Source organism: Mucilaginibacter sp. RCC_168, from assembly GCF_041355315.1.
Classification (GTDB): domain Bacteria; phylum Bacteroidota; class Bacteroidia; order Sphingobacteriales; family Sphingobacteriaceae; genus Mucilaginibacter.
Map to the genome: position 1 here is coordinate 63041 of NZ_JBFUPN010000002.1, position 13472 is coordinate 76512.

Genomic DNA, 13472 nt, shown 5'->3' on the forward strand with positions numbered 1-13472 from the left:
ATCCTATACCTGACCTATACCAACAAGAAAATGTATTTAATTTATTAATATCATTTTCTTGTTGGTTTATTGTGCCCATCCAATCGCATACCTCTGCTAAAAATATAATTCACGGCTTTTTTTTGCTTTAAAAGATTTAATATTGCCTTAAGCCGAAATATAATGACAGCCTCAAAAAACAAAAAACAAATTACTACTTCAACATTATTGTTTCCGGTTGTTGGTATCGGTGCATCCGCAGGTGGACTGGACGCGCTCAAGCAATTTTTACAGGCCTTGCCTGCTAAAACAGGAATGGCTTATATTTTTATACAACATTTGAACCCCAATCACGTCAGCGTTCTGCCGGAAATATTGGAGCGGCTGTCACCTATTCCTGTGCAACAGGTGACAGACCTCATGCGGATCGAACCGGACCGGTTATACATCGTACCGGAAAATAAAGTGGTCACTACATCAGATGGTATCCTGCATCTGGAACCACGGATCAAGAATCTCAAAAAAAATGACATTATAGACCAGTTCTTTTCCTCATTGGGCGTAGTACACCAAAGTTACGCGGTTGGCATTGTACTATCCGGTGCATTGAGCGATGGTACAGTGGGGCTGCAGGTCATTAAATCCTACGGAGGCTTAACTTTTGCCCAGGACACAGGCTCGGCAGCTTTTGATAGCATGCCCAGCAGCGCTGTTAAGGCAGGAGTTATTGATTTTGTACTGCCGCCTGCAAAAATTGCCGAACAATTAGTCGGGATCAATAAACTTTTTCAATCAGATGCCACCGTTGATCATAACGAACTCGCCAAATCTGAACAGCAGATCTTCAAGCAAATACTTGCCGTTTTAAGGACTCGCCGGGGTGTCGATTTTCAAAACTATAAATCCAGCACCCTCAAACGCCGCATTATCCGTCGCATGGCGCTTAATAAAACAGAAAGTCCTTCTGCTTATCTCGAAATTCTACGGGAAAATAAAAACGAACTCGATGCCCTATACAATGATATGCTGATCTCGGTTACCAACTTTTTTCGTGATCCGGAAACTTTCAATGTGGTATGTTCGGAGGTATTCCCTGAACTTCTGCGCTCAAAGCTCGATAAACAGGAACCGCTGCGCATTTGGATCGCCGGCTGCGCTACGGGCGAAGAAGCTTATTCCATGGCTATTTGTTTACAAGAGCAATTAGGCGATAAAGTCACCGCGCTGAAGATCCAGATCTTCGCGACCGATATTTCAGAAACGGCCATTACCAAAGCCCGCACCGGTATGTACCGGCAGGCAGAAATGACAGGATTAAGTGTATCACGTATTCAGCAGTTTTTCACCAAACTGGATGGCAGTTATCAGGTCAATAAATCGATCAGGGATATGTGTGTATTTGCCCATCATAATTTACTGAAGGATCCGCCATTCTCCAAGATCGATCTGCTGAGTTGCCGCAATGTGATGATCTATCTGGAGCCCGTGCTGCAAACCAAGGCTTTAGCTATTTTTCATTATGCGCTAAATAAGGATGGTTTTCTGTGGCTGGGCAAATCAGAAACTATCGGAAGACATACCGATATATTCAATCCCCACAAAGCTGCCGATAAGTTGTATCGCCGCAAAGGGCCGACAGGCCGCTATGTGAATGTCGCCGGTATAACCAGCGAAACGATGTTTAAGGAACTAAACGATGATTTGCGCAGGGAGGAAGAAAAAGATATTTTTAAAATAGCCGAAGAGGCCATGCTTCAAAAATTGATCCCGCCTTGCGTTTTAGTGAACGAAAAATTCGATATCATCCAATTTAAGGGGGCTACCGATCACTGGTTATCTTTGCCAAATGGCAAACCCAGCTTTAACCTGCTAAAGATTGCCAGGGACGAAATAGCACATGAAGTACAAACCATATTATTGCAGGCTAAGAAATCGCGGGAAACTGCACACAAATATGCAATTCCTTATACCTATAACGATCTGCAGCATTTTGTAAATCTGCAGGCTATTCCTTTAGAATCAGCAGCCGACATCTTCTTCCTGGTTGTTTTCCAGCCGGCATCATCAACGGGTATCCAGCCCAATATGTTTGAAATAGCCAGGCGTGGCGGCGACGATTCGTATGACGCTTCCTCCCTTCGTATTGAGCACCTGGAAAGGGAATTGATCCAAACGCGGGCCAATATGCGCATGATTACCGAAGAACAGGAAGCCACCAACGAAAAGCTTCAAAGTTATAATGAGGAGCTCCTATCGGCGGGGGAAGAGCAGCAAAGCCTGAATGAGGAACTGGAAACTTCAAAGGAGGAATTGCAAAGCACCAACGAAGAGATCATTATCATCAATAAGGAATTGATAGACCGCAACGAGCAACTTAATAGTGCCCGTCTTTATACAGAAGCAATTGTTGATACCATCCGCGACCCACTACTTATTATTGATCAGGAACTGCGTATCAAACGTGCCAGCCGCAGCTTTTACTTAAAGTTTAAGCTGAGTGAAAAAGAAGTGGAGGGTCAATTATTATATGAGATTGGTAAGGGCGAATGGAACATCCCTCCATTGAAAGAACTACTGGAACGCATCCTGCCTGAAAAGACAGTGATGGAAGATTTTAAGGTGACGCATGATTTTCAGAAAACAGGTAAGCGTGAACTTTATCTGAACGCCCGGACCATACATATTCCAGGCGATGAACAACTGATCCTGCTGGCAATAGAGGAACGCATTAAAAACAGGTAAAGAAAGTTATTTCTCGGAGCGGACAATCTTTTCCAGAAATTCATCCGTTTCAAAATCACTGTTTCGCCCCAATAGCGTAAAAGTTTCCGGAATGATCTCGGTCGTGTATCGTTTAATGCCCTCCTTATCTTCAAAAGACTGGGTACGGCATTTTCCTTCTATATAAATTAATTTTCCTTTACGAAGCGTTTTGTGAGCTGCCTCGGCCAGCGAACGCCACATAACGATATTGTGCCATTCGGTATGTTCTGTTTTGATACCGTTTTTGATAACAAACTCAGACGTGGCAAGCGGAAAGCTTAAAACGGCGGTATTATCCTGCAAATATCTAAACTCCGGGTCTTTTCCTATATGGCCGACCAGGATAACCTTATTAACTCCTGACATAGCTTTTGGGTTTTAAAGATTAATCTCTTATACTTATCATCTTGATAACACCAGTTATTTCATTGAGTTTTAAATAATCGCCTTAACACAGCGCATTTTATAAAACTTATTGAATTATTATCAGATATTGGTTAAAAAAATCATTATCAGCAGCTAACTTAGCCATTAAGTAAAAAAAATGTGCTTTATCATTAAAATGAAACACATAAATTTATCACTTTAATAACACTTATTATTCTCCTAAATTTCTAAATACTTATGTTAAAACTGTCCTTCACCCTGCTTTTTGTTGTCATTTTTTTTGGTACGCTCCGGTACTTTACAAGCGCTTTTTTCCAGGAAGATCAACCTCAAATTAAACGTACTTCGCTCAATCAAAAACATGTTTTAAGTATTACTCATCCAGATACCTTACACTGGCCTGATGGATTAAAGGTTACCCGCTTTGCAGGCCCGGATCTTACTCCAAGTCCGGCCTGTATTGCAACAGCGCCAACCGGCGAGGTATTTGTTGGTGTAGATATGATAGGCTCTCTGGGCAAAACTCCCGGGAAAGGAAAAATTATCAGGTTGGTAGACAATGACAATGACGGGAAGATAGACAAGCATACAGAGTTTGCCGAAGTTGACGATCCCCGCGGTATCCTGGTGATGGGCGATCAGGTTTTTGTAATGCACACTGTATTTTCCAAAGAAACTGGAAAGGCAACCGGAATGAACCTGGAAGTTTTTACAGACAAAGACCAGGACGGTATTGCCGATGGGCCACCCAAACCACTTATTGAACACATAAGTAATGCGCACATGCTTGCCGAACGAGGTACAGATCACGCTACCAATGGCATACGCATGGGTATTGACGGTTGGATATATATTGCTGTTGGTGATTTTGGATTTCATGATGCTACAGACCGCAGCGGCAAAAAACTAACCATGCTGGGCGGCGGCATCGTTCGGGTACGCCCCGATGGAACCGAGATGGAGATTTACACCCATGGCACCCGGAATATTTATGATGTAGCTATTGACCCTTATATGAATATTTTCACCAGGGACAATACCAATGATGGCGGTGGATGGAATATCCGTTTTTCGCACCATATCCAATCCGGCGAATATGGATATCCGGTACTGTTTCAACATTTTACGGATGAAATATTGCCGGCCCTGGTTGATTTAGGAGGCGGATCTGGTACAGGTTCCTTATTTATGGACGAACCTACCTGGCCCGAAAAATATAATCATGTACCCATGACCGCCGACTGGGGACGGAGCGAATTGTATATCAATCGTTTAAAACCCGATGGCGCCAGCTTTCAGCAAAAAGAAGAAGAATTTATTCAATTACCGCAAATTACAGACCTGGATGTTGATGGTTCTGGAAGGCTCTATCTTTCGGCATGGGATGGCGCCGGTTATTCGGGCGATGCGGCTAAAGGCTACGTGGTAAGAGCGGCACCTCAAAACTGGACCTATAAAGCTTTCCCCGACCTTAAAACCGCATCAGCAAGCGATCTGGCAAACCTGCTTAAATCAGCAAGCGCTGTTGCCCGGTTAAATGCCTCCCAGGAACTCCTTGCGCATCATGCCAATGAGGCCGCCGGTAAGCTATCACTTGACATTGCCAATGATACAAGCTTGCCATTATATGCCCGGGTGGCCGGTATTTATACTTATGCCCAGGCAAGCCGTGAAAATGGGATACCTGCATTAGTGCAACTTACAAAGGATAAAGACTTAAGAGAATTCGCCTTAAGGGCACTGGCAGATAGGAAGCCTGGCATTGAAAAGGTTCCCACCGAACCATTTTTAGCTGGCCTGAAAGATCCTTCCGAACGGGTTGAAGCAGCCGCTATAATCGGCTTAGGTCGCCTGGATAGAATAGCCGCGGCGCAGGCCTTATTAGCAACACCTGTTCCGGCTTCTTTTGTGGCGCCGGGTAAAAACGAAGAGGGTCCTCATGCCAAACCAAATTCGCCTATTATACTGCCGCACCTTGCGGTAAGGGCTTTGGTGAGTATGAACGCGGTTGATGATTGCGTTAACGCCATCGGCACCGCAAATTCAACCCTGGCCTTATGGGCCTTAAGGTATATGTATGATACCAAAGCTGTCGATGGTTTAATTAAATCCTACACAAAAGTCAAAGACGATAAAACTAAAAAGCAAATACTGGTAACGCTATCACGCCTTTATAAAAAGGAAGCCGATTATGATGCTTCCTGGTGGTGGGGTACCAGACCGGATTCGCACGGGCCAATTTACAAAGGCGTTACCTGGGCAGGTTCAGCACGGATAGAGCAATTTTTAAAAGCCGAATGGACCAAATCAAGCCCCGCCGGGAAACAGTTTTTTGCCAATTTAAATGCCCGCCATCAAATGGGTATAACGGCGTTTGGCGGTGAAGAAAAAGGCCCTGCCACGAAAGAAGTTAAAATCGATCTAGCCAAGATCACGAATAAAAAAGGGCAGATCGGTAAATCTTCTATCGAGGATGTGATGCTGATGATAGCGAAAATAAAAGGCGATCCTTTAAAAGGGAAAGCACTTTTTGCCCGTCAAGGTTGCATAGCCTGCCATAGCCTCACCAGGGGCGAGAAACTGAAAGGGCCGTTTATGGGACAGATAGGCTCGATCATGACACGGCAGCAAATTGCCGAGTCGGTCCTTAAACCTAACGCGTCAATTTCGCAGGGCTTTGCCACAGTAGTTATATCGGCAAAGGGAAACAAAAACTACATGGGTTTCATCACCGAGGAATCGGCACAAAAAATAGTGATGCGGGATATCACAGGCAATGTTTTTACAGTAAAAGCTGCCGACGTGATCAGCCGTAAGGAATTGAAAACATCTATGATGCCAACCGGTTTGGCCAACGCGCTGTCATACGATGAATTTGCTTCCCTCATCACTTTTCTTTCGCAGCAAAAAAACTAAATTATTTTTGTTAAATCTGATGATTTCTATCATCATAAAAGAGCTTCTGTACCATAACAGAAGCTCTTTTTATATCAAAAGGATAAGAAAAATGTTAAATTAAGAGGCGGATAACCTGTACAAAGCGGCGTTTATATCTTTCGTCCATATTGGATATGGTAACGCCGTGTTCTTTACCGGATGTGGAGTGGATAAACTTAAATTCGTCGCTTGAATTACAATATACGATGCCTACATGTCCAATCCGGCGGGTATGTTTTTTAGTACCTGTAAACAGGATGATATCGCCTGGCCGGGCGTCCTCTAATCGTACTTTTGTACCTACACCAATAAATTCACAGGATGAACGGGGGACACTAAAGTTGAATTTTTTGAAAACATAGCTTACAAAACCTGAACAATCAAAACCCGTTGATGGATCGGAACACCTGGAACGATACCGCGTGCCTAAGAGGGATTGTGCAAAATGCAGCAGCGTATCCGCCGAAACGCTATCTGTTGATAAACTGGCGCTTGCATGTTTTATTTTATGAGTTAATTTAAATTTGCGTACATGCGTTTTTGAAAACAGCGATGTGGTAAGCCCTATAAAAATAAGAAGGATTAGATATTTACTCATATTGCGCCGGCAATTTATAAAATTAAACTAATAAGCAACTGAAATAATAAACAAGTTTTTTACACAACTTCCTAACATCATTTTATGGCTTTAGAGAAGCTGCTGGAAAGGTAATAGCCCACCAAGTGACATCCTTTACTATTATTCTTTCATTTATACCCACTGTTTAAGAAATAGCTGATTATAGTTTTAAGCCATATTTGTCGCTAAACTTTTTATAAAGCTGCTTGTGCAGGTTATCCAGGTTGATATTGCGGCCTTGTATAAAAGCGGTTTCCACATCGAGGCCTATCATATCCAGGGCATCACCTTTGGATATAAAAAGATTGGCATCTTTTCCGGTTTCCAATGTGCCTGTGGTTTTATCAATACCTAATATTTTGGCATTGTTCAGGGTGATCATTGACAAAGCCTGCTCCCTGGTTAGGCCATATCCTACCGCCTGCCCTGCTTCAAAAGGCAAATTGCGCTGGCGCCAAAAACCTGTACCGGTTAAGCCATAAAGTACACCCCCATCCTGCAGCAGCTTAGGTAGCTTATAAGGCAGGTAAACATCATCTTCGTCCCTATCCGGCAAGGCTTGTGTTTCGCGGATGATCACCGGTACGTTATTATCTTTTAACAGGTCTGTAACCAGATATGATTCCTTACCGCCAACAATGACTGCCGAGATGCCCAGGCGTTTAGAAAATGTAACGGCCTGCCCTATTTCTTTGGCATTATCGGCAATGATAAACAGTTTTTTTGTGCCGTTAAATAAACCCCGCATAGCTTCAAAGCGGATATTGGTTACTGCAGGCTTAGTGATCTCTGCATAGGCCTTAGCTTGCTCAAACAAGCTGGTGATCTCATCAATCTTCTTCTGGGCACGCTGGGCGGGTGTTTCCTGAACAACTCCGGGTACCGGCACTATGGCCCCTCTCCTTTCGCGACCGCCGGTAGCTACGGGCCAGTTTAAATGAATGGCGATATCTTTTTTATAAGCTGCGTCTTCCCAATTCCAGGCATCCAATTGTACCACTGAGGACTCACCGGAGATGACACCACCATTTGGAGTAGGCTGAGCCAATAAAATACCATTGGAACGTACCGTCGGAATAACCTTTGAATCGGCATTATAAGCCACTAAGGAGCGTACATGCGGGTTAAGCTCGCCGGTTTCTGTATCATCAACCGTACCACGGGCACCCTCTTCTATTTCGATCAAACCTAATGTGGTCATTGGGGCTATAAAGCCAGGATATATCTGTTTGCCGGTGGCATCAATTATATCCGCATCGGCAACGCTTGGTGCGGTGCCTTCCCCAGCAGCCGTAATTTTACCCTTTACAAAAGTGATGTAGCCGTTGTTAATTACTTGTCCGTTGCCAATATGTATTGTTGCACCTGTTATGACTACGGGCTTTATCTGTGGTTTGGTTGGCGAAATATTTGCCTGTCCGTAAGTGAAGGAAATGCCAAGCAATAATCCTCCTAAACTTAATATAGTTTTTTTCATGTTGATTTTAAACTAAGATCCAAGATATTAGAATCAAGAATTAAGGCAGAAGGTTAATTTCTCTCTTGATTCCTGACTCTTGATTCTTGATTCATATAAATTATTGCTCATTATGATCTCTTGCTTCGCGTGCAGCCTGTTTAGCCCGTTCCATCTCTGTATAATCGTCAGCTACTACAAAATTGTCTTCTTCTACGCTTTCACATTCGTACAAACGGCGGCGGGTAGCTGTTGGCTTTTGCGTAGCAGCACCCTTGCTTTTAGCTTCCAGCATTTTTTGTATGATGCGGGCTCCATCCGTGGCTATAGCTTTTTGTTTTTCGGCATCTTTTTCAATATCCCAGTAAAGCACCCCATCAACAAAAGTTTTTTCGGCAACGGCATAAACAGACAATGGATTGGCCGACCATAAGACAATATCTGCGTCTTTACCTGGCTTAATACTGCCTATCCGGTTATCTACATGCATCATTTTTGCAGGGTTCAGGGTCACCAGTTTTAAGGCATCCTCTTCACTCATGTGTCCGTAGGTTATTGCTTTCCCGGCTTCCTGGTTCAGGCGGCGGGCCATTTCGGCATCATCAGAGTTAAAGCCGGTCACCAAACCAACCTCATGCATCAGCTTACCGTTGTATGGAATAGCTTCGGCCACTTCACTTTTGTATGCCCACCAGTCCGAAAATGTAGAACCGGCAATATTGTGCGCCTTCATCTTATCGGCTACTTTATAGCCTTCCAATATATGGGTAAAGGTATTAATCTTAAAGCCCATGGAATCGGCCACATGCATCAGCATATTGATCTCCGATTGTACGTAAGAGTGACAAGTAATAAAGCGTTTGTTATCCAATATCTCTACCAGGGCATCCAGTTCAAGATCCCTGCGGGTGGTGCTCCCCTTTGTTGCACGGGCCGCCTTGTATTCTTTGGCACGTGTAAAGGCATCTATATAGACCTCTTCAACCCCCATACGTGTCTGCGGAAAGCGCAATGCCGCGTTATTTGCTGGCGCACCATTATTGCTTCCTTTTACGTTTTCGCCCAGGGCAAACTTGATAAAGCCATCGCTGCCTGCAACCTTGATCTCCTCTGGCAGCATACCCCAGCGATGTTTGATCAATTGCGTTTGACCGCCAATGGCATTAGCCGAACCATGCAATATATGCGATGTGGTTACCCCACCAGCCAGTTGTCTGTACAAGTTGATATCTTCCGCATCAATAACATCAGCAATGCGAACTTCTGAAGTAACCGACTGTGTACCTTCGTTAATGCCTCCGGTTGCCGCGATATGCGAGTGTTCATCAACAATACCGGCAGATATATGCTTGCCTGTAGCATCAATTACTTTTGCCCCTGCCGCTGAAAGGTTTGTACCTATCGCCTTTATCTTGCCGTTCTCCAATAAAACATCGGTATTTTTCAATATACCATCTTTTTCATTTGTCCAAACGGTACCGTTTTTTAATAACACGGTCTCGGCTTTGGGTATTTCGGTATTACCAAACGCTGTAAACGGATAGATGACCGGCCCAACATTTAAATTAGACTTAGGGGTATCCTGCGGAGATCTGGATGTCGGTGCAGCACTCGTGAATGTTGCTGTCCACTTGCTCAATGACCCATCCGGAAATATGGCGTCTCCCTTCAAGGTTACCGGTGATACAGAAGCGATATAGCCCGATAAACGGATGATACCTTCTGGACTTTTCTTATAATCAAAATAGATGCTTACCCGGTCGCCTGTTCTGATAATAGTGCCCTTGGCACGTGTGCTATCCACACCAGAGCGTTTAACGCTCACTTCATACACACCAGGCGAGCCGCTGATGGTTAAAGTGCTATTGGCAAAGCCTGTTCCGTTTAGTAAATAATTGCCACGCAGGTCGGCAATGTTCATTTTACTAACTACATATTGGCGGCCTTCGGTCCAGTTTTCATAAATGATATTATCAGGCTTGAACAGGTCGCCAGAGGTAATAATAAAGCTGGCCAGCTTGCCTTTTGCCAAAGTGCCTATTTTGTCGGCTACACCAAGTATTTCTGCCGGGATGGTTGTTAATGAGTTCAGCGCTTGTTTTTCACTCAGGCCATTGCTAATGGCAATTCTCATGTTTGTCCAAAAATCATGGGCATTGGTTAGCCCGTAGGAGGTTATGGCAAATTTCACTCCTGCCTTTTCTAAAACACCAGGATTGGTTGGGGCCAGTTCCCAGTTTTTTAATTGCTCATATTTAATGCTCCGGGCATCCATAGGATCCTCCACATCATATGGCTCAGGGAAATTTACGGGAATGATAAACTCACTGCCCGTGGCCTTTATAGCAGCGATACGACGGTACTCCAGTCCATCAGTCTTGTAAATATAATGCCGGCCAAACTCCCTGGCTATTTTATCGGCCCGTAAAATACTTTGCGGATCACTTACCTCGAAAATTTGAGGCAGGTTTTGCGTATGGTTAAACTCATCAAGAGAGATATTATACTCTGCTTTTTGTGTTTTATACCATTGCGCATCATAATAAGTTTGGCGTAATAGTGCTATACTACCCATTAATGATGATGGATAATTGGTAGCAGCCGTTCCTTTGCTAAATGAATAATGTGCGGCTGCCTGATCATTTAACATCACTAAATTATCACGCTCATCACCTAAGCTTACTACTACCGAAGTTCCGCGGGCGATGCCGTCATGTATCAACGATTGTACGGTACTAAAACCATTTTTCTTTAGATCTTCGCTCTTTACAGCATCTCCATGGAATACCGTTTTGGCATTCATTTCGGGTTTTATAGATTCATTCCAGCCATAAGCTCCAGGTTTGGTTGATACGGAAACTATAGTGCGCCCTCCAAAACCGCCAGCTCCAAATGCCTGTCTTGGTTGTTCGGGCATACCATAGGTGGTGTATGCATCGATAAGACCGGGATAAACGTATTTTCCTTCCAGATTTACTACAGTATATCCTTTAGGGATGGGGATATCTTTGCCTACGGCTTCAATTATCCTGTCCTTAACCAATAGAGTACCCCCACTTATGGTTTGATCGGCACTGGTTACTATAGTACCATTGGTAAAAGCGTACTGCCCCGGGCGGATATCCCATGCGCCGTTAACTGGGAACGTTTCCTGTGCATTGGAAATTTTAAGAGCAAAAAAGAGAAAGCAAAAAAGTATTGTTTTTTTCATATATATCGACTTACCTCTAAATTTATCAATTAAGCTCAGAAAAAAAACAAATATTTCAATTATCATAGGTTTGTTACACCAAACCGACCGAATTAAACTTTAAATATCATTTCAATAAGTTATAGTTTGATATTAACGGTGTACAATAAGCACACGGGTTAACCGGCTTAAAAAAAGAAAGCCATGCCATTAATAACGGCATGGCTTTCGGAACATATTATTTTAATGAAAAGACTTACTACTTTTTTAATTATAACCTGGGTTTTGGATCAACTTGAGGTTCTTGTTTACCTCTGTTAAACTAATAGGTAAAAAGTACATTTTATCCAACCATTGCCTATTCTCGATACTGTTATCAATAACAGGCGTATAGGTATAATTATAAATAGTTTCATCGTGTTTATAGGGCGATGGGGCCGTTTGACCTGGCTTTAAGGTGCCTGTTATGGTTATAAAGACCAGTTTTCGACCCAGGGTAGTTGGCGCAATCATCCAGCGGCGGGCGTCATGGTAACGTTGCTCTTCATAAACCATCTCTACCCTCCTCTCATTGCGGTAACGTTGCCTTAACGCGTCGCCCGATTCTGTAAGGGCAGGCATCCCCGCGCGGAAACGGATCTTGTTGAGCCAGGTCCGGGCTTCGGCGTCCTGACCTAACTCAATACAGGCTTCGGCATAGTTAAACACCGCTTCTGTATACCTGAAAAACGGCCATGGAATAAACTGTTTAGTGTTATTATCTACCACGTTAGGATCGACATCAATAAACTTGCGCATGTAGTAGCCAGTCCAGCTGCCGTTCCAGTTTTCGATACTGCTTTGACGGGTATCCAAGCCAGCCAGCGTTCCTGAGCCTACCTGGTAGCTCCCGGTTTGAATTTGATTAGCCGGGTCAACATTACCAGAGATCTTATCACGGGGTTTCCAATCTGCACCATCAAACAAAATAGAAGCATACAACCGTGGATCCCTGTTTTTATAAGGCGCGGCTTTATTGGCCGGATTACTCCAGTCGAATTTAGTTCCATCGATATTTTCATAATCGCTCACTAAATTTTCAACTGGTGTATTACCAGCCCAGTTATGATATCCATTGGGGCCATTATTTAAACCTACATTCTCGCCCCCTTCATCCTTACCAGCAACAAAATACCGGGCAAAAATAAGTTCAGATGCTGCTGCCGCATCAACAAATTTGGCTTTACTGCCACCGCCCATCGCTATAGAAATATAATTATTTTTAGCATCATTAAACGAGGCCGGTGAACCTAAGTCCAGCTTATATCCAGTCCCTGCCGCATCTAAAACCGCTTTGGCCGCGTCTTTTGCTGCCTGCCAGCGGGCTGTTCTGTCGCCGCTTATATAACCTAAAAGCTCAGGATGCGCGTAAGCACTAATCACTGCCGATTTGGCTTTTGCAGTAGGAATATCATGCAGATCACTCGCGGCATATAACAATACACGTGATTTTAATGCCAGCGCAGCAGGCACAGTTGCCCTGCCGACATCCATCGTTTTACCGGTTAACAGGGTAATAGCGCTGTCACAATCGGTAGTAATAAACTTAATACAGTCGGCATAACTGTTTCTTGCTGCCGAATAATCTGCTTCGTTTAGCTTATATACTTTGGTAATGAGTGGTATCCCCCCATAATAGCGCACCAGCTGCTGATAATAATAGGCCCTTAAAAAATGTGCCTCCCCTTGAAGGCGTTCTTTGAGCGATTGATTAATTGGTGCGCTAACCAGGTTCTGTAATGCCACATTACATGTTCTGATGCGGTTGTACATGCTTCCCCATTCGTAGGTATTGTTTGTCCAGCCAATATTGCTTGGCCCAACAGTACCTTCGTTAATGATATTTATATTTCTTCCCGGATGTGTAAATACAGCCTCGTCTGACAGGGAGGCCAGCTCCTGTTCATCGAAACCACCGTTGCCTAAGCCATTATAAATTTCGTTTACAAAAGCGGCAGAAAGATTGTCATTTTTCCAGGTATCCTCAGAACGCACTTCTGTTAAGGGCTTGGTATTTAAAAAATCTTTCTTACATGAGGTAAGTAACGCGCCCGAAACAATTAATACAGTTAAAATAGGTTTGATTAAATTTTTCATGGTTT

7 protein-coding genes are annotated in these 13472 nt (G+C 43.7%); 2 read left to right on the forward strand and 5 right to left on the reverse strand.

Annotated features, from left to right (window positions below):
* Nucleotides 1-162: 162 nt before the first annotated feature.
* Entirely contained in the window at nt 163-2721 is a 2559-nt protein-coding gene (locus AB6735_RS01765; RefSeq protein ID WP_370994096.1) for a CheR family methyltransferase, read from the forward strand.
* A gap of 6 nt (nt 2722-2727) precedes the next feature.
* Here AB6735_RS01765 and AB6735_RS01770 read toward each other — a convergent pair whose 3' ends face one another.
* Nucleotides 2728-3108, reverse strand: coding sequence for a single-stranded DNA-binding protein (locus AB6735_RS01770; RefSeq protein ID WP_370994097.1), 381 nt, complete (start codon nt 3106-3108; stop codon nt 2728-2730).
* Nucleotides 3109-3366: 258 nt separating this feature from the next.
* Between AB6735_RS01770 and AB6735_RS01775 the strand changes: the two genes are divergently transcribed.
* Entirely contained in the window at nt 3367-6045 is a 2679-nt protein-coding gene (locus AB6735_RS01775; RefSeq protein WP_370994098.1) for a hypothetical protein, read from the forward strand.
* 94 nt (nt 6046-6139) lie between these two features.
* On the opposite strand, the gene AB6735_RS01780 is transcribed toward AB6735_RS01775, so the two are convergent.
* The 4 genes from AB6735_RS01780 to AB6735_RS01795 form a co-directional block, all read right to left on the reverse strand.
* Nucleotides 6140-6664 (reverse strand): C40 family peptidase, encoded by a 525-nt coding sequence (locus tag AB6735_RS01780; protein ID WP_370994099.1) that lies wholly within the window; start codon nt 6662-6664, stop codon nt 6140-6142.
* A 181-nt stretch (nt 6665-6845) separates the two neighbouring features.
* A complete protein-coding gene (locus tag AB6735_RS01785) occupies nt 6846-8162 on the reverse strand; it encodes an amidohydrolase family protein (protein WP_370994100.1) in 1317 nt (438 codons plus the stop codon).
* A gap of 100 nt (nt 8163-8262) precedes the next feature.
* A complete protein-coding gene (locus AB6735_RS01790; protein ID WP_370994101.1) occupies nt 8263-11352 on the reverse strand; it encodes an amidohydrolase family protein in 3090 nt (1029 codons plus the stop codon).
* 246 nt (nt 11353-11598) lie between these two features.
* Complete coding sequence (locus tag AB6735_RS01795) at nt 11599-13467, reverse strand: RagB/SusD family nutrient uptake outer membrane protein (RefSeq protein ID WP_370994102.1); 1869 nt, start codon at nt 13465-13467, stop codon at nt 11599-11601.
* Nucleotides 13468-13472 lie beyond the last annotated feature (5 nt).

Bases quoted from the DNA above. Each gene is read 5' to 3' on its own strand.
- AB6735_RS01765 (WP_370994096.1), top strand. From the start codon at position 163: ATGACAGCCTCAAAAAACAAAAAACAAATTACTACTTCAACATTATTG.
- AB6735_RS01770 (WP_370994097.1), bottom strand. From the start codon at position 3,108: ATGTCAGGAGTTAATAAGGTTATCCTGGTCGGCCATATAGGAAAAGAC.
- AB6735_RS01775 (WP_370994098.1), top strand. From the start codon at position 3,367: ATGTTAAAACTGTCCTTCACCCTGCTTTTTGTTGTCATTTTTTTTGGT.
- AB6735_RS01780 (WP_370994099.1), bottom strand. From the start codon at position 6,664: ATGAGTAAATATCTAATCCTTCTTATTTTTATAGGGCTTACCACATCG.
- AB6735_RS01785 (WP_370994100.1), bottom strand. From the start codon at position 8,162: ATGAAAAAAACTATATTAAGTTTAGGAGGATTATTGCTTGGCATTTCC.
- AB6735_RS01790 (WP_370994101.1), bottom strand. From the start codon at position 11,352: ATGAAAAAAACAATACTTTTTTGCTTTCTCTTTTTTGCTCTTAAAATT.
- AB6735_RS01795 (WP_370994102.1), bottom strand. From the start codon at position 13,467: ATGAAAAATTTAATCAAACCTATTTTAACTGTATTAATTGTTTCGGGC.